This window comes from Micrococcus sp. iso_239 (genome assembly GCF_056173395.1).
Window position 1 is genome coordinate 188578 of the sequence record NZ_CM149672.1, and the last position, 20087, is coordinate 208664.

A 20087-nucleotide genomic window follows, 5' to 3' on the forward strand; every position below is an offset into this window, starting at 1 on the left:
ACGGGCGTCCGCCCGTCCGGCTCGCGATCGAAAGGACACCACGATGGACTCGTCCCGCCCCGCAGACCACGAGCTGCACACCGACACCACCGCGATGGCCGCGATCGAGGCCGACGCGCCCCGCCCGCCGGCGCGCTGGCGCATGATCGTCTACTCGGCGATCGGCATCGTCATGTTCTTCGTGCCCGTCACGATCAACGGGGCGAGCTCCATCCCGCTGGACCACCTGGTGACCTGGGTGCGCGGGCTGCTCGGCCCGGCCGACCGCTGGGTGGGCCTGGCCATCATCGCCGCCGGCGCCGTGTACCCGTTCGCCTCGGGTCGCTGGCGGACCAGCACCACGCGGGCGGTGTTCGCGTTCCTCGCCGTGCTCGGCCTGGTCGCCTCGGCGATGGTCGTGTTCGGCGTGGGCCCGAGCTGGATCCTGGACAAGAGCATCGGTCCGTTCCTGATGGACAAGCTCGTGGTGCCCGTGGGCCTGATCGTGCCCATCGGCGGCGTCTTCCTGGCCCTCGTGATCGGCTACGGCCTCATGGAGTTCGTGGGCGTCTACCTGCGCCCGGCCATGCGGCCGATCTGGCGGGTGCCCGGCCGCGCCGCCGTCGACGCCGTGGCCTCCTTCGTGGGCTCCTACGCCCTGGGCCTGTTGCTCACCAACCGCATGTACACCAGCGGCCGTTATACGGCCCGCGAGGCGGCGATCATCGCCGCCGGCTTCTCCACGGTGTCCGCGACCTTCATGGTGATCGTGGCCAAGACGCTGGGCCTGATGGACATCTGGCTCTGGTACTTCTTCGGCACCCTCCTGGTGACGTTCGCGGTCACGGCCATCACCGTGCGCATCCCGCCGCTGAGCCGCATCCCGGACGAGGTGTACCCCGGCGCGGTGCACTCGCCCGAGCTGGCCGTCACCCGGGACCGCTTCCGGGTGGCCCGTCGCGCCGCCGAACAGACCCTCGCCGAGGCCCCGTCCCTGCCGAAGAACATCTGGGTCAACTTCCGGGACGGCCTCGTGATGGTGCTCCAGATCCTGCCCTCCATCATGTCCGTGGGCCTGATCGCCCTGGTCCTGGCCACCTACACGCCCGTGTTCGAGTGGATCGGCGTGATCTTCTACCCGCTGTTCTGGGCGCTGGGCTACTCCGATCCCGGCCTGCTGGCCTCGGCCTCCGCCACCTCGATCGCCGAGATGTTCATCCCGGCCACGATGGCGGCCGGTCACGAGGACCTCGTCGCCCGCTTCGTGATCGGCGTCGTCTGCGTCTCCGCGATCATCTTCTTCTCCGCGGTGGTGCCTGCCATCCTGGCCACGGACATCCCCATCCCGCTGTGGAAGCTCGTGGTGATCTGGGCCGAGCGTGTGGCCCTCACCATCCTGCTCGCCACGCCGGTCGCCCATCTGGTCGCGGCGCTCACCTGAGGCCCACCCCACCGCCCCACCCCCCGTCCGTCCCGCAGAGAGAGGCCCCCATGCGCTCCACGCTCATCACCGACATCGCCGAGCTGACCACCGTCGACCCCGAAAGGCGGGTGCTCACGGACGCGGCCGTCGTCGTCGAGGACGAGCGCATCGCCTGGATCGGCGCCGCCGCGGACGCCCCGGACGCGGACGACCGGGTGTCCGTGGGGGGCCGCGCCGTGCTGCCCGGCTGGGTGGACTCCCACACGCATCTCGTGTTCGACGGGGACCGCTCCGCCGAGTTCGAGGCCCGCATGGCCGGGGAGTCCTACGCGGCCGGCGGCATCGGTGTGACCACCTCCGCCACCCGTGCCGCCTCGGACGACCGCCTGGCCGAGCTGGTCCGCGGCCGGGTGGCCGACGCGGTGGCCGGCGGCACCACCTACCTCGAGACCAAGACCGGCTACGGGCTCACCGTGGAGGAGGAGGCCCGCCACGCGCGCCTGCTGGCCGGGCTGCGCGAGGAGGGCCTCGTGGACGAGGTGACCTTCCTCGGCGCCCACCTCGTGCCCCCGGGCCGGGACGCGGAGGACTACCTCGACGACGTCGTCGGGCCGATGCTCGAGGCCGTGCGGGAGCACGCGGGTTGGGTGGACGTGTTCTGCGACACCGGCGCCTTCGACGCCGAGCAGACCCGCCGCGTGCTCGCCGCGGGCGTGGCGGCGGGACTGGGCGTGCGCCTGCACGGCAACCAGATCGAGCAGGGCCCGGGCGTGGGCGTGGCCGTGGAGTTCGGCGCCGCCTCCGTGGACCACGTCAACCACCTCTCCGACGCGGACGTCGAGGCCCTGGCCGGCACCTGGACCGGCTGGGACCGCGCCTCGGCCACCGGCACGCCCGGCACCGTGGCCGGCTGCCTGCCGGCGTGCGACCTGTCCACCCGCGCCCCGCTGGCGCCCGCGCGTCGCCTGCTCGACGCCGGCATCGAGGTCTCCCTGGCCTCGAACTGCAACCCGGGCACCAGCTACACCACGTCCATGAACTTCAACGTGGGCACCGCCGTGCTGCAGATGCACCTGACCCTCGCCGAGGCCGTGCGCGCCGCCACCCTCGGCGGGGCCATCGGCCTGCGGGCGCAGGACCGCGTCGGCAGCCTCGAGGTCGGCAAGCGCGCCGACCTGCACGTGCTCGACGCCCCCGCCGCCATCCACCTGGCCTACCGCCCCGGCATGCCGCTGACCCATGCGGTCTGGCGCGCGGGCCGCCGGGCCGTCTGATCGACCGACAGCAAGGAGAACGCATCACCATGACCACCCCTCCCGCCACCGTCACGCTCGGCACGTCCGGGGCCACCCTGGACGACGTCGTCGCCGTGGCCCGCCACGACGCCCGCGTGGTGCTCGCCGACGACGTGCTCGAGACCGTCGGCGCGGTCCGCCGCCACGTCGAGGCGCTGGCCGAGGCCGAGACCCCCACCTACGGCGTCTCCACCGGCTTCGGCGCGCTCGCGGACAAGCACATCCCGCTCGAGTCCCGCGCGCAGCTGCAGAAGTCCCTGATCCGCTCCCACGCCGCCGGCATGGGCCCCGTGGTGGAGCGCGAGGTCGTCCGCGCGCTGATGTTCCTGCGCGCCACCACGCTGGCCTCCGGCCGCACGGGCGTGCGCCCCGTGGTGGTCGAGACCTTCGTGGCCATGCTCAACGCGGGCATCACCCCCGCCGTGCGCGAGTTCGGCTCGCTGGGCTGCTCGGGCGACCTCGCCCCGCTCTCCCACGTGGCCCTGGCGCTGATGGGCGAGGGCGACGTCGTCGGGGCGGACGGTGCGCTGCGTCCGGCCCGCGAGGCGCTCGCCGAGGCCGGGATCGAGCCGGTCGAGCTGCGGGAGAAGGAGGGCCTGGCCCTCGTCAACGGCACCGAGGGCATGCTCGGCATGCTGATCATGGCGCTGGCCGACCTCGAGGAGCTCGCCGACACCGTGGACCTCACCGCCGCGATGTCCGTGGAGGCGCTGCTCGGCACCGACCGCGTGTTCGTGCCGGAGCTGCACCTGCCGCTGCGCCCCCACCCGGGCCAGGCGACCTCCGCCGACCGGATGCTGAAGATCCTGGCGGGCTCGCCGATCGTGGCCAGCCACAAGGAGGGCGACTCCCGCGTGCAGGACGCCTACTCGCTGCGCTGCGCCCCGCAGGTGGCCGGCGGCCTGCGCGACACCCTCGCGTACGTGCGCACCGTGGCCGAGCGCGAGCTCGCCGCCACCGTGGACAACCCGGTGGTGCTCGACGACGGCCGGGTGAGCTCGAACGGCAACTTCCACGGGGCGCCCGTGGCGTACGTGCTGGACTTCCTGGCCATCCCGGTGGCCGACGTCGCCAGCATGTCCGAGCGCCGCACCGACCGCATGCTGGACCCGGCCCGCTCACACGGGCTGCCCGCGTTCCTCGTGGACGACCCGGGCGTGGACTCCGGCATGATGATCGCCCAGTACACGCAGGCCGGGCTCGTCTCGGACATGAAGCGTCTGGCCGTGCCCGCGTCCGTGGACTCGATCCCGTCCTCCGCGATGCAGGAGGACCACGTCTCCATGGGCTGGCACGCCGCCCGCAAGCTGCGCTCGGCCGTGGAGAACTTCCGCCGCGTGCTCGCCGTCGAGCTCGTGGCCGCCGCCCGCGCGATCGAGCTGCGCGCCCCGCTGCAGCCCTCCGCCGCGACCGGTGCCGCCGTCCGCGTGATCCGCGAGGCCGGCGTCCCCGGCCCCGGCCCGGACCAGTACATGGCCCCGCAGCTGGCCGCCGCCGAGCAGGCCCTGCGCGACGGGTCCGTGCTGGCCGCCGTGGCGGAGGCGCTCGCGGGCGTGTCCGCCGATGCCGAGCCGCAGGACCTGGCCAAGGAGTCCGAGGGCGCCGAGGCCGAGGGGCACTGACGCCGCAGAGCGGTCAGAGGCCACAGAGTGGTCACGACACGCCGCGTGCGTCTGCACGAGACGGCGTGTCGTGACCACTCTGTGTGCGGAGGGGGCGGCCTGCGGGCCCGGTCGCCCCGGCTCAGGCCGCCAGGTCCACGTCCTTCGTCTCCTTCATGAACAGGCCGGTCAGGCCGGTGAGGCCGCCGACCACCATGAGGTAGATCGGGAACGCGCTGGCCCACCCCTGCGCCGTCAGCCACGTGATCAGGTACGGCGCCGTGCCGCCGAAGATCGCGGTGGCCAGCGAGAGCATGGTGGCCACGCCCTTGGCGCGCACCGCCGTGGGCAGCACCTCGGACCAGACGGCGCCGTTGACGCCGAACAGCAGCGCCACGGCCAGCAGGGCGATGGTCTGCACGAGCAGGAACGAGGCGAAGGTGCCGTCCAGCATGCCGAACAGCGGGAACGGCAGCACCACGAAGAGCAGGCCGAAGGCGATGACCAGCGGGCGGCGGCCGATCCGGTCGCCCAGCAGGCCCGCCCCGAGGATGGCGGCCAGGAAGATCACCTGGGCCAGGAGCGAGGCCGAGAGGGTGGTGGACTTGTCCATCTGATGGGCCACCTGCGCGTGCGTGGGCAGGTAGATCAGCCACGTGTAGAACATCAGGGAGCCGCCCGCGGAGACCAGGAAGATCGTCAGCAGGCCGCGCCACACCGCGCCCGGCTCCCGGCGCGGGGCGTCGTCGGCGGTGGGCACCACCTGCTGCGCCGCCGTGAAGTGCTCCGACTCCGTCAGGCTCCGTCGCAGATACAGCGCGTAGAGGCCGAGGACGCCGCCGATGCCGAACGCCACGCGCCAGCCCCAGGACGCCACCTGCTCGTGGGAGAGCAGCGTGTTGATGGCCAGGCCCACGAGCGTCGCCAGGATCGTGCCCACCACCACGGACACCCACGACGTCGCCCCGAACAGCCCGCGCCGGCCCTGCGGCGCCCGCTCCACGAGGTAGGTCACGGAGGTGCCCATCTCGCCGCCGTGCGCCAGGCCCTGCAGCAGGCGGGCGACGACGAGGATCACCGAGGCGAGGACGCCCACCGTGCCGTAGGTGGGGGTGAAGGCGATGATCAGGCTGCCGAGCGCGGTGATCATCATCGCCGCGAAGAGGCTGCGCTTGCGGCCCACCCGGTCCGCGTAGGCGCCGAACACGTAGCCGCCGATGGGGCGGGCGACGAAGCCCACCGCGAAGACGGCCAGGGTGGCGAGCAGCTCGGAGGTGGGGTTGTCCGCGTGGAAGATCTGCGCCGCGAAGACCGGGGCGAAGATCGTGTAGACGTTCCAGTCGTACCACTCCAGCGCGTTGCCGAAGTTCACGGCCAGCATGTCCTTCAGGCTCCGGGGGCAGGCCCCGGGCACGGGAGCGGGCCGGGCCGCGCCGGTGGCCGCGGTGCTCATGCCCGTCCCTCGAGGCCGGCCTGGGCATCGCCGTCGGCGCCGGGCACCCGCATCTCGAAGGTCTCCCGCACCACGGTGTAGTCGAAGTAGCCCAGGCGGGCGATCGGCTGGATGCGCGGGATGTCGAGGCGGCCGTCGGCGGTGATGACGTTGTCGTCGATGTGGATGGTGTCCACGTGGGCGAAGACCACGTCGATGGTGCCGACGTTCGAGTCGCCCTTGATGCGGTGCGTCGAGTGGTAGCGGCACTCGAAGCGCACGGGGGACTCGGCGACCATCGGGATGGGGTGGTTGTCCGCGTAGACCTTGGTGACGCCGTGCTCGGCGATGCGGTCCCACTCGCTCTCGCCCGGCTCCAGGGCCATGGCGGAGACGTTGACGGCCTCGCGCAGGTCGTAGGTGGCCATGTTCCACACGAACCAGCCGGTCTGCTCCGCGTTGAGGACGGTGTCCTTGCGGCGTCCGTCCGGGTACTGGTTCGCGGAGAACATCACCATGGGCGGGTCGAAGGTGAGGTTCTGCCACTGGCTGTAGGGGGCGATGTTCTCCCGGCCGTCCGTGCTCACGGAGGACAGCCAGCCGATGGGCCGCGGCACGGTGGAGCTCTTGAAGGGGGAGAAGGGCAGGGGGTTGGCCTCGTGCTGCGGGCGGTACTTCATGAGTCCTCCATGTGACGCCGGTAACAGGATGTGGGTCACGCTACGCCGCATATCCCGGATATATCAAACGGATTGGGGGCAGATGACTGCCTACGCTGGGCCCATGAACAAGTCGGAGGAGGCCTACGCCCGCCTGACGCAGAAGATCGAGACCGGGGAGCTGCCACCGGGCGCCATCCTCAGCGAGGCGGACCTCATCGACGCCGCCGAGACGGGGCGCACACCCCTGCGCGAGGCCGTGCAGCGCCTCATCCGAGACCACTGGCTCCTGGCCGGTGGGGGACGGGGACTGCAGGTGCCCCCGATCTCCGTGGACGACCAGCTGGAGAGGCTGGAGGTGCGGCGGTCGCTCGAGGCCCTGGCCGTGGGACTGGCCTGCGCGCGGGCGGACGAGGAGCAGCTGGCCGCCGTCGCGGCCCACGTGCGGCACCTGCGCACGGTGGAGGACCTGCCGGCGTACGTCGCCGCCGTCGGGCGCTCGCACGAACTCCTGCGCACGATCGCGAACAACCGCTATCTCGCCAACTCCCTGGTCCCGCTCCAGGGGCTCTCCCGGCGGTTCTGGCTCGCCACCACGAAGGGCCTGCCCGACGAGGTCGAACGCGGCCGGGCGTTCTACGTCCCGGCGCTGGAGGCGGTGACCCGGAGGGACGCGGCAGGAGCCCGGGCCGGGGTGCTGGCCCTGCACGACTTCCTGGCACGCTCGGCGCTGGACTACGCCGCCCGACGCGCGGCCCACGGCAGCGCCGAGCCCCCAGCCCCGTGGGCAGCGGGGCACTGACGCGCGCGGCCCCCGCGCCTGAACGGACCCCCGCCCGCCTCAGGCCAGCAGCGACGCGTCCGTCCGGTGACGGCTGACGATCGTGTGGATCAGCCGGGCCGCGGCCTTCGCCGTGCGGCCGTCCACGTCCAGGGCGGGGTTGAGCTCCACGACGTCGGCCAGGGCCAGCTTCCCGGACTGGGTGGCCTCCAGCGCGCACGCGTGGATCACCTCGTACGGCACGCCGAAGCCGGCCGGTGCGCTCACCCCCGGGGCGACGGCGGCCGGCAGCACATCCAGGTCGATCGTCAGGTAGAGCACGTCCACGGCGTTGATGAACGAGCGCACCCAGCGGCGCACGCCGGTGACGTCGGCGGTCTGGGCCTGCTCGTCGGTCACCCACGTGACCCCGCGTTCGCGCGCGGTGTCGAACAGGGCCCGGGTGTTGTTTGCCTCGCTGATGCCCACCACCGCGTAGGAGAGCTGATGCTCCGCCCCCTCGGCGTCCCGCAGCGCCTGCAGGAACGGGGTGCCGGAGCTGGGCCGCGGCGCCTCGCGCAGGTCGAAGTGCGCGTCCAGGTTGAGGATGCCCACGCGGGTGCCCGCGCCCACGCGCGTGGAGCCGGTCAGGCCCGTGATCGATGCGTAGGCGGTCTCGTGTCCGCCGCCGAGCACCACGGCCAGGTCGTGGGCGTTCAGCAGCCCGCTGACCACCGTGCCCAGCTCGGCCTGGCCCGCCTCGAGCTCGCCCGGGGCGTCGTCGTCTCCGCGGTCCACGGACACGTCGCCCGCGTCCACGAGCGCGCCCGTGCCCTCGAGATACGCGAGCGAGGCGAGCGCGCCGCGCAGCGCCTCCGGGCCGTCCTCGGCGCCCACGCGGCCGTGGTTCCGGCGCACGCCCTCGTCCGAGGCGAAGCCGATGAGCGCCGTGGACCGCGCGCCCGACGTCGGAGCACCGGCACCGGGGTGGCGCTGCGGCGTCGTGGGCTCGCCGCGGCCGTCGGCGGGGCGGACGACCTGGTGCCAGCGTAGGTGCTCGGGGGCGTCGCCGTCGGTGCGGCCGGTCCAGGCGGAGGAGAGGGACGAGGAGGGGAGCTCGGAGGTCATGGGACCATCCCACGCCATCGACGGCGGGTGCGCAACGCGGGCCGGACGACGCCCGACACGGGGCGTCGTCCGCCTAGCGGTCCAGTTCCTGGCGCCGCGAGCTGATCACGCCGGTGACGAAGCCGGCGAGGTTGAGCCCGCCATGGAAGCGGGCGTGCTCGATCTTCACACAGCGGTCCATCACGATCTCCAGGCCCGCGGCCCCGGCCTGACGCGCGGCGTCCTCGTTCCAGATGCCCAGCTGCAGCCACACGGTCCGGGCGCCCACGCGGGCGGCGTCCGCCACCACCTCGGGGGCGTCGGAGGACTTGCGGAACACCTCCACGAGGTCCGGGATGACGGGCAGGTCGTCCAGCGAGGCATACACGCGGTGGCCGAGGATCTCCTTGCCGGCCGCGGCGAGCACGGGATTCACGAAGTAGACGTGGTACGTGGTCGAGCTCAGCAGGTACGTGGCCACGAAGTACGACGCGCGGGCCGGCTTGTCCGAGGCGCCGACGATCGCGATCGACCGGGTGCGCCGCAGGATCGCCAGGCGCTCGGGGGCGCCGGGGCCGGTCCAGGTGCGCTCGGGGTGGGTGGTGCTCATGGCTCAGGCCTCCTGCTCTGCGGGGACGACGGCGCCGTCACGGGTGCGGCCGGTGGCCTCGGTCAGGGCCTGGTCCAGGTCCCAGAGGATGTCCTCGAGGTCCTCGATGCCCACCGAGATGCGGATCAGGTCCGCCGGGATGCCCGCGGCCACGAGCTGCTCGGCGGTGAGCTGCTGGTGCGTGGTGGAGGCCGGGTGCAACACGAGCGTCTTCGCGTCGCCGATGTTCGCCAGGTGGCTGGCCAGCTGCAGGGCGGAGATGAACGCGGCGCCGGTCTCGCGGCCGCCGACCACACCGAAGCTGAACACCGAGCCGACACCCCGGGGCAGCAGCTGCTGCGCGCGGGCGTGGTGCGGGTGGTCGGGCAGGCCGGCGTAGCGCACCCAGGAGACGCGCGGGTCCTCGTCCAGCCAGGTGGCGACGGCGCGGGCGTTGGCGAGGTGGGCATCCATGCGCGGGGCCAGCGTCTCGACGCCGATCATCAGCTGGAACGCCGACTGCGGGGCCAAGGACGGGCCGAAGTCACGCAGCTGCTCGGAACGCAGCTTGGTGAGGAACCCGTACTCGCCGAAGTTGCCCCACCAGGACACGCCGCCGTACGAGGGCACGGGCTCGGTCATGGACGGGAACTTGCCGTTGTCCCACGGGAAGCGGCCGGACTCCACCACGACGCCGCCCAGAGTGGTGCCGTGCCCGCCCAGGAACTTGGTGGCCGAGTGGATCACGATGTCCGCACCGTGCTCGATCGGCCGGATCAGGTAGGGCGGGGTGAGCGTGGCGTCCACCACGAGCGGGATGCCGTGCCGGTGGGCGACGTCGGCCAGACCCGGCAGGTCCACGACGTCGCCGGAGGGGTTGGCGACGATCTCCGTGTACACGGCCTTGGTGTTGTCCTGGATCGCGGCCTCGAAGTCCGCGGCCTCGGTGGAGTCCACGAAGGTGGTCTCCACGCCGAAGCGGCGCAGGGAGACGTCGAGCTGGGTGATCGTGCCGCCGTACAGCTTCGAGGAGGCCACGATGTGGTCCCCGGCCCCGGCGAGGGCCGCGAAGGTGATGAACTCGGCGGCCATGCCGGACGCCGTCGCGACGGCGCCGATGCCGCCCTCGAGCGTGGCGATGCGCTCCTCGAACGCCGCGACCGTGGGGTTGCCGATCCGCGAGTAGATGTTGCCGTACTTCTGCAACGCGAAGAGGTTGGCGGCGTCCTCGGCGGACTCGAACACGAAGGAGCTGGTCTGGTGGATCGGCACCGCACGGGAGCCGTGGACGGCGTCCGGGACGGCGCCCGCGTGCAACGCCTGGGTGCGGAAGCCGAACTCGTGGTCAGCCACGGGGGTCCTTTCGATGGAGGCTTCGGGACAGTCCGACCCATTGTCCCGGGCGAGGCGCGCCGAGTGCAGGGTGGGCGCGTCGCAGAGCGTCACGCGGGGCCGGCCGGTGGCGTGCAACGCGGGTTGAGTTATCACCGGTTACGCGGGCCTGGACCCGTGACAACTCAACCCGCGTTGGTCTGGACCCGTGACAACTCAACCCGCGTCGGGACGGGCGGGGGCGGATCAGCGCGTGCGGGCGAGCCGACGCCGGACCAGCCCCACGATCCGCCCGAACCCAGCGCGCTGGTCCTCCCAGGTGCAGCGCAGGGTCGTCCATTCCCGCTCGAGGCAGTACGCGTCCCGACGGGCGTCCCTCGCCTGCTGCTGAGCCGTGCGGTGGCCGGCGCCGTCGTACTGGAGGGCCAGGCGCGCCCCCCGGTACCCGAGGTCCACGACGGGCGAGGCCGGGTCGGCCGGGTCGACGGCGACCTGCAGCTCCGGCTCCGGCAGCCCGGCCCGGATCAGCGCGAGCCGGAGGAAGGTCTCGGGCGGGGAGTCGGCCCCGACGCGCACCTCGGCCAGCGCGGCACGTGCGAGACGGACACCCGGCCGGCCACGGCAGCGGGCGAGCACCTCCGACAGCCCGGGCACGGTGGCCACGGGGTGCGCCCGGCCCGTCGGCGTCCACGGCGGACACACCAGGTGGTCGCCGGCCGCGATGAGCCAGTCCACCTCGTGGGGGCGGAGCATCCCGGCGAGGTCGAACCAGGTGCGCGCCGCCGTCGTGACGCGCTGGCCGTCGGGAAGCTCGAGCACGTGGTCGGAGGGCAGTCGCACCCGGTGGCTGACGACGCCGCCCAGGTCGGTCCGGTGCGTGCGCGCGGACCGGTCGAAGGTCAGGTGCAGTCCGGCTGGCCGCGTGAGGCGGGGCGGCAGCGGCAGTCCGTGCCAGAGGGCGGCAGAGACGTGGGAGACCACCCCGCCCGTGAGGCGGACCAGCGCGGCCGCGCCGTCCGGGGCGCACGGGTCGGGGATGCCCGCGGTGTGCACGCCGCGGCAGATCCGGGCGAGGTCTGCCGCGAGGGTGCGGCGCCACGGCAGGCCGGCGGCGTGCAGCTCGGCCGTCGTGAAGGCGCCCGCGGCGAGGGTGGACGGCAGGGGCGTGCGCGCGGTCATGGGGTGAGCCTGCCGCCCCCGGGCCCTGCGACGGACCGGACCGACGCGCCCTGGGGAGGGCCGCCGTCGTCGTGGTGGCTGTGCAGGAGCGGCCGACCCGCCGGACACGGCGGCCCCGGCGCGACGCGGGTTGAGTTATCACGGGTGCGCGCCGCCTGGACCGGTGATAACTCAACCCGCGTTGCGGGGAGCGGCCGGCCCGTCGGTCACGGCGTGCGGTCGACCGGCACCAGCTCCACGTCCTCGAGCCGTCCGTCCCGCGCCACCGCGCGCATCAGCGTGCACACCGGCTGCCGCCGCCGGTCCGTGCAGGAGCCGGGGTTGAGCAGCCGCAGGCCCGGGTTCGCGGTCTCCGGCCCGGCCACGGTGTCCCACGGGATGTGGCTGTGCCCGAACACCAGCACGTCCGCGTCCGGGAACGCCGCGGCCATGCGGCGCTCGCGGCCGGCCGCCGGGCCCGTCTCGTGGACCATCGCGATCCGCACCCCGCCGATCTCCACGCGCGCCACCTCGGGCAGCCGCGCCCGCAGCCCCGGCCCGTCGTTGTTGCCCCACACGCCCACCAGCCGGGCGGCCCGTGCGTCGAGGTCGTCGAGCACGTCCTCGGTCACCCAGTCGCCGGCGTGGAGCACGACGTCGGCCCGCGCCACCTCGGCCCGCACCTGCGCAGGCAGGGCGCGGGCGCGCCGCGGGATGTGGGTGTCGGCGATCAGGAGCAGGCGGACGGCGACGTCGTCGGGCACGGTCCGCCTCACCGCGCCGCGAACGCGCCGAGCCAGAGCGCCAGCGGCAGGCCGACGATGAACACCGCCACGAATCCGCGCACCAGCCACCGGCCCGCCGGGGTGGCGAGGTTGACCGTCACGCCCACGCCGTAGCCGGGGCGTTTGGCGGGGAAGACGGCCGGGTCCTCGGGGTCGCGCTTGAGCCCCAGGGGCGTCCACACCTCGTCCTCGGCGAGCTCCGCGGCCGTGGGCCGGTGCCCGAGGTCCGCGGCGACGCGGTCCGCCCAGCGCGTCCACCGCCGGGTGCCGGCCCGCATCGCCGGGAAGATGCCCACCATGAGCACGGTCAGCGTGAGGGGCAGGAGCCACCAGGCCATCGTCCACGCCCCGGCGGCGAGCACCTCGGCCGTCGTCGGGGCCAGCACCAGCACGATGAGCACGCACGACCACCCGAGGCACGCCTGGACCCCGCGGTGCACCCCCGGCTGGCGCACGCGCCGCCACGGGGACAGCCCCGGATCCATGGGAACCAGGGCAGTGACCATCGCGGAGACCAGGGCCAGGAACCCCGTCATGCCGAGGCCGATCAGCGGCCCCGTCGCCACCGTGCCGAACGAGGCGTCCTCCCACGCATCCGGTCGCCCGTCGACGCCCCAGTGCGTGGGCACGCGCTCCGGCAGGCCCGGCAGGGCGACGAGGGCCCACCCCAGCAGCGCCAGGCACAGCGCGGCCGCGAGCAGGAACGGCAGCCACGGACGCAGCCGGCCACGGCGCAGGGCGGCGCGCTCGGCGGCGGGGACGTCGGCGGGGACGGGATGGGGCGGGTGGGTCATCGACCCAGGCTAACTTCGGCCCCCGCCCGCCACACCGGGTGACCGGCCCGTCCAGACGGCGGCCGCGCACGCCGCGATCACCAGCAGCATCCCCGCCAGGTCCAGCGGGGTGAGCTCCTGCCCGCGCACGGCCCACGCGGTCAGCGCCGCCGCGATCGGCGAGAGGCACGTCAGCAGGGAGAACAGTGCGGTCGGCATGTGGCGCAGCACCTGCAGGTCGATCCCGTACGGCACCGCCGTGGACAGCAGCGCCACGGCCAGTCCCACGCCCAGCACCACGGGAGAGAGCAGGGCCGTACCCGCCGTCGCGACGCCGACCGGCAGCGCCACGAGGGACCCGGCCGCCGTCGCCAGGGCCAGCCCCTGCACCCCCGGCAGATGGGTCCCCGCACGCCGGGAGAGCAGGATGTACGCCGCCCAGCACGCCGCCGCGGCCAGCGCGAGCGCCACCCCCACCGGGTCCAGCCCCGCGCCGCCGATCCCGCCGTCCGCGCTGAACCCCTCCCGGCCGAGCACCCCGATCCCGACGAGCGCGAGGGCCGCCCACGCCGCCGACCGCCATGACGGCCGCGCCGCCACGGACAGCGCCAGCGGCCCGAGCACCTCGAACGTCACGGCCACGCCCTGCGGGATCCGCGCGAACGCCTCGTAGATGGCCAGGTTCATGCCGGTCATGGCCGCACCCAGCCCGACGACGGCGGCCCACCCCCGGGGACCCAGGCCGGCGAGGGCGGCGCGGCTCGGCCGGGTGACGAGCAGCAGCACGGCCGCGGAGAACACCACGCGCAGGGCGACCATGGCGGACGCGCCGACGTCGTCGAACAGCAGGCCCGCCACGGACGCGCCGAGCTGCTGACTCAGCAGCGAGAGCAGGACGAGCAGGACGAGACGCACGGGCTCAGCCTAGGGCCGCGCCGCGTCACCCCGGCCCCGGCCGGAGCCCTCCCCGCGACCGGCCCGCCGAATGTGACGGCCGCCGGCACACCGCCCCGGAACCGTTCCTAGCGTGGGCCTCCATACGACCCAGCGACCCCCACGACCCGCGGCACCGCGCCCGGCGGGCCGCCCGCCTCCGGACCGAGGAGATCGACATGCCGCTCACCGACCCGACGGACGCGTCCGCGCCGCCCGCCGCCACGCCCGTCCCGCTCGGCGCCGTCCCGCCGCTCGAGCGCCCCGCAGACCTGCCCCGCGACCTGGCCGGCCTGCGCCGCCACTTCGCCCCGGTGTTCGCGCGGATCGCCGAAGGCTCCCGCGAGCGCGACCGCCGCCGGATCCTCCCGTTCGAGGAGGTCCGTGCCCTCAACGAGGCCGGCTTCGCCACGCTGCGGGTCCCCGCGGAGGCCGGTGGGCCCGGTGTGGACGTGCGGACCGCCGTGGCCCTGCTGATCGACCTGGCGGAGGCGGACGCGAACGTCGCGCACCTCTACCGCTCGCACCTGGGATTCCTCGACTCCCTCCGCTTCCAGCCCGAGGCCGTCCGCGAGCGCTGGCATGCCCGGATCCTGGCCGGCGCCACGGTCGGCAACGCATCCACCGAGAAGGGCGGCAACGCGCTGGGCACGCTCAACACGGTCCTCACCCCGGCACCCGCGGGCGACGGCCCGTGGACCCTGACTGGCACCAAGTTCTACGCGACCGGCTCGATCTTCTCCTCGCACACGCGCGTCTCCGCCGCCCAGACCGACGCGGACGGGCGACCGGCCCCGGGCCGGCGCTTCGCCGTCGTGCCGGTGGAGGCCCCGGGTGTGCGTCTGGACGACGACTGGGACGGCTTCGGCCAGCGCCTGACCGGCACCGGCACCGCGGTGTTCGACGGCGTCGCCGTGCCGCCGCAGGACGTGCTCGACCGGGCACCCGGCAGCGCCGAGGCGGTCTACGAGGCGGCGTGGTTCCAGCTCATCCTGCTCGCCGTCCTCGCCGGGATCGCCCGGGCGGCCCGTCGGGACGCCGCCGACGCCGTGGCCGTCCGCGTGCGCACCTTCAACACGGGCCTGGGCCTGCCGTTCCGGGAGGACCCGCTGATCCAGGAGGCCGTCGGGCGGATCGCGGCCAAGGCGTTCACGGCCGAGGCCGCGGTGCTCTCGGCGGCGGACGCCCTGGATGCGGCGCTCGCGGACCACGAGGCCGGCCGCACCGGCTCCGGCGCCCCCGAGGAGGTGCCCGCCTCCTTCACGTGGGCCGAGCTGGCGGTGGAGCACGCCCAGGTGACCGTCCCGGAGCTGGCCCTCGGCGCCGCCCAGGAGCTGTTCCTCACCGGTGGGGCCTCCGCCACGAGCACCGCCAAGGGCCTGGACCGGCACTGGCGCAACGCGCAGACGGTGGCCACGCACAATCCCATCGCGTTCCGCGCCCGGGCGATCGGCGACTTCTGGATCAACGGCACCGTGCCCGAGGGCCTCAACGCGATCGGCGACGCCCCGGCCGCCTCCGCGCCCCTCGGCGCCGACGCCCCCGCCTCCGGGGAGGCCGCCCGATGAGCACCCTGCGCACCCACCGTCGCCGGGCCGTGCTCGGCTCGTTCATCGGCACCACCATCGAGTGGTACGACTTCTACCTCTACGGCCTGGCCGCCGCGCTCGTGTTCAACGTGCAGTTCTTCCCCGGCCAGACCGCGTTCGGGGCGACCCTCGCCTCGTTCGCCACGCTCGCCGTCGGCGTCGTGCTGCGCCCGCTGGGCGGGATCGTGGCCGGCCACTTCGGGGACCGCGTGGGCCGCAAGGCCCTGCTGGTCATCTCGCTGCTGCTGATGGGCGGCGCCTCGATGCTCATCGGCGTCCTGCCCACGTTCGCCCAGGCGGGCTGGTGGGCGGTGGCCGGGCTCGTGCTGCTGCGCTGCCTGCAGGGCCTCTCCGCCGGCATGGAGTGGGGCGGCGCCGCCCTGATGTCCGTGGAGCACGCCCCCGCGGACCGGCGCGGCCTGTTCGGCTCGTTCACGCAGGTCGGCTCCTCGGCCGGCATGCTCCTGGCCACCGGCGCGTTCTCCCTGGTCAAGCTGGCCACCACCGACGAGCAGTTCGCCGCGTTCGGCTGGCGCCTGCCGTTCCTCGCCTCGGGTCTGCTCGTGGTGGTGGGCCTGGCCATCCGCCTCGGCGTCGAGGACTCGGCCGAGTTCCGCGTGCACCGGGACGCCGGGACCGTCAGCCGCGCGCCCGTCGTCGAGCTGCTGCGCCATCACGCCCGCCCCGTGCTCGTGACCGCCGGCCTGCGTCTCGGCCAGAACGGCCTCTACTACCTCGTCACCGCGTACCTGGTCAGCTACCTCGTGCTCCGCGGCGCCGACGACGGCGTCCTCGTCTCCGCCATCATGGTCGCCTCGGCCATCGGGCTGGTGAGCACCCCCTTCTGGGGCGCGGTCTCGGACCGGGTGGGCCGTGCCCGGGTGTCCCGGGTCGGGTACGCGCTCACGGCGGTGGCGGGCTGGGTGCTGTTCGCCGTCGTGGATGCCGGCGCGCTGGCGGTGCTGCCGCTCGTCGTGGTGCTGGTGATCAACGTGGCCCACGACAGCGTCTACGGTCCGCAGGCCGCGTGGTTCGCCGAGCAGTTCCCGGTGCGCGTGCGGTACTCGGGCGTGAACCTGGGCTATCAGCTCGGCACGGTGGTGGGCGGCGGGTTCGCCCCGTTCATCGCGGCGCTGCTGTACGAGGTCGGCGGCCACACGCCGTGGCTGATCGCCGCGTACCTGACGCTGCTGGCCACGCTCTCGCTGATCGCCTCGCGCTTCGCCCGTGACCCCGTGGCCCGCCCCGAGACGGACCTCGTGGCCGACGACGCCGCCATCCTGGCCGCACAGGCGGACGGGCCGGCCGTCGATGCCGCCCCCGGTGCCGCCGCGGTGACCGCCCGCCCCGACCGTGCCCCCGTGACCCTGGAGACCCGATGACCGCGACCCCCGCCCCGTTCATCCTCAGCGCGTTCGACATGGTGACGCCCGTGCACCAGTCGCCCGGGCTGTGGCGGCACCCCGAGTCCCGCGCCCACGAGTTCGACCGGCTGTCCTTCTGGACGGACCTGGCCCGCACCGTGGAGGAGGGCGGGTTCACCGCCGTGTTCCTCGCGGACATCCTCGGGCTGTACGACGTGCACGGCAGCGGCGTGGACGCCACGGTGCGCGGCGGCGTGCAGTGGCCGCTGCTGGACCCGTTCACGGTGGTCTCGGCGATGGCCGCCGTCACCGAGCGGGTGGGCTTCGGCGTCACCGCGTCCGTCACCTACGAGCAGCCCTACCTGCTGGCGCGCACGCTGACCTCGCTGGACCACTTCACGGAGGGGCGCATCGCATGGAACGTGGTGACCGGCTACCAGGACTCGGCCGCACGCAACCTCGGCCTGGACCGGCAGCCGGGCCACGACGAGCGCTACGACCGCGCCGACGCCTACCTCGACGCCATGTACCGCCAGTTCGAGGGGTCCGTGGAGCGGGACGCCGTCGTGGCGGACCGCGAGTCCGGGGTGTTCGCGGACCCGGCGAAGGTGCACCCGATCGGCGTGGAGGGCCCGCACGTGCGCCTGCCCGGCGTCGCGCTCGCGCACCCCGGGCCGCAGGGCACCCCGTTCCTGTTCCAGGCCGGCGCGTCCTCGCGGGGGCGACGGTTCGCGCTCGAGCACGCGGAGGCGGTCTTCTACATCGGCCCGACGACGGCGCACGTGCGGCGGTTCGTCGAGCAGACCCGCGAGGGCCTGCGGGAGGCCGGCCGCCCCGAGGACGCGATCCGCGTGCTGGCGATGGTGACCGTCGTCGTCGCGGACACGGACGAGGAGGCGCAGGCGCGGCTGGCCGAGTACCACGAACACGTGGACGTGGAGTCCGCGCTCGCGCTGTTCGGCGGCTGGACGGGGGTGGACCTGTCCGGCCTGGACCCGGACGCCGAGCTGGAGCACGTGGAGAGCGAGGCCTCGCGGACGGCGCTGGCCGCGTTCACCACCCAGTCGCCGGACCGTCGCTGGACGGTGCGCGAGGTGGCGGAGTTCGTGAGCGTGGGCGGGCGGGGGCCGGTGATCGTGGGGTCCCCGGCCACCGTGGCCGATGAGCTCGAGCGCTGGCACCGCGAGACGGGCGTGGACGGCTTCAACATCTCGGCGGCCGTGCGCCCGACGGACCTCGAGCGGTTCGCCCGGCTCGTGAGCCCCGAGCTGCGGCGGCGCGGCCTGCTGCGTGAGCCCGAGGCGGGGCGGACCCTGCGCGAGAACGTGGCCGGCGGGGGACCGCTGCTGCCGGAGGACCACCGGGGGGCCCGGTTCCGCTGACCCCGACGCCACGGGAAAACGTCACGCTGACGTGCGCTAATCCGTCTCGTCGTGGGAGAGTGGGGGACGCGTACCCGCGCAGACCCCGCCCCGACCCCAGGAGGCCCGCATGGCCCGGCCCCAGACCGTCCTCACCGTGGTGGCCGCCCGCCGGCTCACCCCGCACCTCGTGCGCCTGACCCTCGGCGGTGAGCAGTTCGACGCCGTCCATGCCCGCTGGGCGGAGAAGGGCGCCACGGACCAGTACGTGAAGCTGCTCTTCGCCGACCCCGCGCTCGGCCTCGAGCCCCCGTACGACCTGGACGCCCTCCGCGAGCGCCTCGCCCCGGAGCAGCTGCCGGTCCGCCGCACCTACACGGTGCGCCACATGGACGCGGCCGCCCGCACCATGGATGTCGACTTCGTGGTCCACGGTGCGTCCGACGGCGGCGCCGCCCCCGGGCACGACGGTGGCCTGGCCGGGGCGTGGGCGGCGTCCGAGCCGGTGGGGCAGCAGGTCGCGTTCCTGGGTCCCGGCGGCGCCTACCGGCCCGACCCCACCGCCGACTGGCACCTGCTCGCCGGCGACGAGGCCGCGCTGCCGGCGATCGCCGCCGCCCTCGAGGACCTCGCCGCCACGGACGCCGCGGCGGCCGGCGTCGCGCTGATCGAGGTGACCGACGCCGGGGACGAGGTGCCCCTGACCGCGCCGGCCGGCGTCGAGGTGCGCTGGCTGCACCGCGGCGGCCCCTTCACCCCGGAGACGACGAGGTTCGCCGCCGCCGTCGAGGGCGCGGCGTGGCGGGACGGACGGGTGCACGCGTTCGTGCACGGCGAGCGGGAGCAGGTCAAGCGCGTCCGGGCGTACCTCACGGACGTGCGCGGCGTGGACCGGCGACAGCTGTCGGTGAGCGCGTACTGGGCCTACGGCCGTGCCGAGGATGTGTTCCAGGCGGAGAAGCAGACCCCGGTGGGGCAGATCTTCGAGGACGGCGCCACCGGCGGCTGACCCGCACAGGTTCGGCACAGCAGCAGCTTCGCCGCCCCTCAGGGCCTGACGGGCCAGGGGTGACGTGAGACGGTCGAGGGGTCATCGTCCGGCGGTGCCCGGCCGCCGGCACGTCCGCACCTCTGTGAAGGAGTCCCCATGAAGACGCCCGCACGCCTCGCCGTCGGCATGCTCGCCGCCTCCGGTCTGCTGCTCACCGGCTGCGCCTCCGACCCGACGCTGGACGAGAGCTGGCCCGAGATCCGCCAGAAGGTCGTGGACGCCGAGAGCCTGCGCCTGAGGGTGGAGGGCACCGCCGCCGACAAGGAGGAGGAGAAGGACGACGCGTCGGCCTCGGCGGCGCCCTCCGCCTCCCTGGGCACGGACGCCAGCCAGTCCCTGAACGTGGACCTCGCCGGCGCCACCGACGACTCCCACCTCAAGGGCACCATGAACATGGACATGGGGGCGGCCACCATGGACATCGAGGTCCTGCGCCGGGACGCCGACGTGTTCTTCAAGCTCAAGGCCGACGGTGACGACCTGCCCCAGGAGATGGGCATGTTCTCCACCCTCGTGGGCGACCGCTGGATCAAGACGAGCGCCGATCAGGCCGCGCAGATGGACATCTCACTCCAGGAGATCATGTCCGACCTCGAGGAGGACATGCCCGCCGCGGACGCCTTCGACGGCAAGGACCTGAAGGCCGAGGAGGTGGAGCTCGAGGGCAGGACGTACCTCAAGTACGCGCTGCCCGAGGAGCACCACGAGTTCGGCCGGACGATGCTGATCGACCCGGAGAGCACGACCCTCTACCGTCTCGAGGACGTGAACTCGGAGGACGAGGACGTGGACGCGAACGCCACCTTCACCGAGTGGAACGCGGTCGAGGCGCCCGAGGCCCCCGCCAAGGAGGACGTCTTCGACCTGGCCGAGCTGCAGGAGCTGGCCGGCTGACC

Annotated in this window: 18 protein-coding genes; 9 read left to right on the top strand and 9 right to left on the bottom strand. The window is 74.0% G+C overall.

Translation table 11 applies throughout. The features are described 5' to 3' along the window. Positions 1–43 precede the first annotated feature (43 nt). The 3 genes from AC0VX2_RS00880 to hutH are packed head-to-tail and all read left to right on the top strand — an operon-like array spanning position 44 to position 4319. Positions 44–1420 carry a YjiH family protein gene (locus AC0VX2_RS00880; protein WP_020624961.1) on the top strand — a complete coding sequence of 459 codons (1377 nt, stop codon included), beginning with the start codon at positions 44–46 and terminating at the stop codon, positions 1418–1420. 50 nt (positions 1421–1470) lie between these two features. Continuing rightward, on the top strand, positions 1471–2676 hold the full coding sequence (hutI, locus tag AC0VX2_RS00885) for an imidazolonepropionase (RefSeq protein WP_020624960.1): 1206 nt from the start codon (positions 1471–1473) through the stop codon (positions 2674–2676). Positions 2677–2705: 29 nt separating this feature from the next. Further along, positions 2706–4319, top strand: a complete 1614-nt coding sequence (gene hutH / locus AC0VX2_RS00890; RefSeq protein ID WP_020624959.1) for a histidine ammonia-lyase — start codon at positions 2706–2708, stop codon at positions 4317–4319. A gap of 121 nt (positions 4320–4440) precedes the next feature. Here hutH and AC0VX2_RS00895 read toward each other — a convergent pair whose 3' ends face one another. Next, positions 4441–5751: an MFS transporter gene (locus tag AC0VX2_RS00895; protein ID WP_060973915.1), complete on the bottom strand. Its 1311-nt coding sequence runs from the start codon at positions 5749–5751 to the stop codon at positions 4441–4443. Continuing rightward, positions 5748–6410: a flavin reductase family protein gene (locus AC0VX2_RS00900; protein WP_251393392.1), complete on the bottom strand. Its 663-nt coding sequence runs from the start codon at positions 6408–6410 to the stop codon at positions 5748–5750. The genes AC0VX2_RS00895 and AC0VX2_RS00900 overlap by 4 nt, the downstream gene beginning before the upstream one ends. A gap of 103 nt (positions 6411–6513) precedes the next feature. On the opposite strand from AC0VX2_RS00900, the gene AC0VX2_RS00905 reads away from it, so the two are divergent. Beyond that, complete coding sequence (locus AC0VX2_RS00905) at positions 6514–7191, top strand: GntR family transcriptional regulator (RefSeq protein ID WP_475432599.1); 678 nt, start codon at positions 6514–6516, stop codon at positions 7189–7191. A 39-nt stretch (positions 7192–7230) separates the two neighbouring features. Here the strand turns inward: AC0VX2_RS00905 and hutG are convergent, their stop codons facing one another. The 7 genes from hutG to AC0VX2_RS00940 form a co-directional block, all read right to left on the bottom strand. Continuing rightward, the gene (hutG, locus tag AC0VX2_RS00910) at positions 7231–8277 is read right to left on the bottom strand and encodes a formimidoylglutamase (RefSeq protein ID WP_020625717.1); all 1047 of its coding nucleotides are present in this window, start codon (positions 8275–8277) and stop codon (positions 7231–7233) included. A 73-nt stretch (positions 8278–8350) separates the two neighbouring features. Continuing rightward, positions 8351–8866: a CoA-binding protein gene (locus AC0VX2_RS00915; RefSeq protein WP_020625718.1), complete on the bottom strand. Its 516-nt coding sequence runs from the start codon at positions 8864–8866 to the stop codon at positions 8351–8353. Between the two features lie 3 nt (positions 8867–8869). Beyond that, entirely contained in the window at positions 8870–10198 is a 1329-nt protein-coding gene (locus tag AC0VX2_RS00920; RefSeq protein WP_020625719.1) for an O-acetylhomoserine aminocarboxypropyltransferase/cysteine synthase family protein, read from the bottom strand. Positions 10199–10423: 225 nt separating this feature from the next. Then, positions 10424–11356: a hypothetical protein gene (locus AC0VX2_RS00925; protein WP_020624950.1), complete on the bottom strand. Its 933-nt coding sequence runs from the start codon at positions 11354–11356 to the stop codon at positions 10424–10426. A gap of 206 nt (positions 11357–11562) precedes the next feature. After that, positions 11563–12099 carry a metallophosphoesterase family protein gene (locus AC0VX2_RS00930; RefSeq protein WP_251393393.1) on the bottom strand — a complete coding sequence of 179 codons (537 nt, stop codon included), beginning with the start codon at positions 12097–12099 and terminating at the stop codon, positions 11563–11565. A gap of 8 nt (positions 12100–12107) precedes the next feature. Continuing rightward, positions 12108–12914: a DUF1648 domain-containing protein gene (locus AC0VX2_RS00935; protein WP_063189893.1), complete on the bottom strand. Its 807-nt coding sequence runs from the start codon at positions 12912–12914 to the stop codon at positions 12108–12110. A 9-nt stretch (positions 12915–12923) separates the two neighbouring features. Beyond that, the gene (locus AC0VX2_RS00940) at positions 12924–13808 is read right to left on the bottom strand and encodes an EamA family transporter (RefSeq protein ID WP_063189894.1); all 885 of its coding nucleotides are present in this window, start codon (positions 13806–13808) and stop codon (positions 12924–12926) included. Between the two features lie 197 nt (positions 13809–14005). Here AC0VX2_RS00940 and AC0VX2_RS00945 point away from each other — a divergent pair, with 197 nt between their 5' ends. From AC0VX2_RS00945 to AC0VX2_RS00965, 5 genes are all read left to right on the top strand, one after another. Then, on the top strand, positions 14006–15394 hold the full coding sequence (locus tag AC0VX2_RS00945; RefSeq protein WP_020624946.1) for an acyl-CoA dehydrogenase family protein: 1389 nt from the start codon (positions 14006–14008) through the stop codon (positions 15392–15394). After that, on the top strand, positions 15391–16797 hold the full coding sequence (locus tag AC0VX2_RS00950) for an MFS transporter (protein ID WP_070709836.1): 1407 nt from the start codon (positions 15391–15393) through the stop codon (positions 16795–16797). The genes AC0VX2_RS00945 and AC0VX2_RS00950 overlap by 4 nt, the downstream gene beginning before the upstream one ends. Continuing rightward, on the top strand, positions 16794–18161 hold the full coding sequence (locus tag AC0VX2_RS00955) for an LLM class flavin-dependent oxidoreductase (RefSeq protein WP_020621427.1): 1368 nt from the start codon (positions 16794–16796) through the stop codon (positions 18159–18161). Before AC0VX2_RS00950 ends, AC0VX2_RS00955 begins: the two co-directional genes overlap by 4 nt. A gap of 109 nt (positions 18162–18270) precedes the next feature. Further along, positions 18271–19149 carry a siderophore-interacting protein gene (locus AC0VX2_RS00960; RefSeq protein ID WP_020621428.1) on the top strand — a complete coding sequence of 293 codons (879 nt, stop codon included), beginning with the start codon at positions 18271–18273 and terminating at the stop codon, positions 19147–19149. A gap of 138 nt (positions 19150–19287) precedes the next feature. After that, positions 19288–20085, top strand: a complete 798-nt coding sequence (locus AC0VX2_RS00965; RefSeq protein WP_020621429.1) for a hypothetical protein — start codon at positions 19288–19290, stop codon at positions 20083–20085. The last annotated feature ends 2 nt before the right edge of the window (positions 20086–20087 follow it).

What these genes read in the sequence shown, in the direction of transcription:
- AC0VX2_RS00880 (WP_020624961.1), top strand. Translation starts at nt 44, where the DNA reads ATGGACTCGTCCCGCCCCGCAGACCACGAGCTGCACACCGACACCACC.
- hutI (WP_020624960.1), top strand. Translation starts at nt 1,471, where the DNA reads ATGCGCTCCACGCTCATCACCGACATCGCCGAGCTGACCACCGTCGAC.
- hutH (WP_020624959.1), top strand. Translation starts at nt 2,706, where the DNA reads ATGACCACCCCTCCCGCCACCGTCACGCTCGGCACGTCCGGGGCCACC.
- AC0VX2_RS00895 (WP_060973915.1), bottom strand. Translation starts at nt 5,751, where the DNA reads ATGAGCACCGCGGCCACCGGCGCGGCCCGGCCCGCTCCCGTGCCCGGG.
- AC0VX2_RS00900 (WP_251393392.1), bottom strand. Translation starts at nt 6,410, where the DNA reads ATGAAGTACCGCCCGCAGCACGAGGCCAACCCCCTGCCCTTCTCCCCC.
- AC0VX2_RS00905 (WP_475432599.1), top strand. Translation starts at nt 6,514, where the DNA reads ATGAACAAGTCGGAGGAGGCCTACGCCCGCCTGACGCAGAAGATCGAG.
- hutG (WP_020625717.1), bottom strand. Translation starts at nt 8,277, where the DNA reads ATGACCTCCGAGCTCCCCTCCTCGTCCCTCTCCTCCGCCTGGACCGGC.
- AC0VX2_RS00915 (WP_020625718.1), bottom strand. Translation starts at nt 8,866, where the DNA reads ATGAGCACCACCCACCCCGAGCGCACCTGGACCGGCCCCGGCGCCCCC.
- AC0VX2_RS00925 (WP_020624950.1), bottom strand. Translation starts at nt 11,356, where the DNA reads ATGACCGCGCGCACGCCCCTGCCGTCCACCCTCGCCGCGGGCGCCTTC.
- AC0VX2_RS00935 (WP_063189893.1), bottom strand. Translation starts at nt 12,914, where the DNA reads ATGACCCACCCGCCCCATCCCGTCCCCGCCGACGTCCCCGCCGCCGAG.
- AC0VX2_RS00945 (WP_020624946.1), top strand. Translation starts at nt 14,006, where the DNA reads ATGCCGCTCACCGACCCGACGGACGCGTCCGCGCCGCCCGCCGCCACG.
- AC0VX2_RS00950 (WP_070709836.1), top strand. Translation starts at nt 15,391, where the DNA reads ATGAGCACCCTGCGCACCCACCGTCGCCGGGCCGTGCTCGGCTCGTTC.
- AC0VX2_RS00955 (WP_020621427.1), top strand. Translation starts at nt 16,794, where the DNA reads ATGACCGCGACCCCCGCCCCGTTCATCCTCAGCGCGTTCGACATGGTG.
- AC0VX2_RS00960 (WP_020621428.1), top strand. Translation starts at nt 18,271, where the DNA reads ATGGCCCGGCCCCAGACCGTCCTCACCGTGGTGGCCGCCCGCCGGCTC.
- AC0VX2_RS00965 (WP_020621429.1), top strand. Translation starts at nt 19,288, where the DNA reads ATGAAGACGCCCGCACGCCTCGCCGTCGGCATGCTCGCCGCCTCCGGT.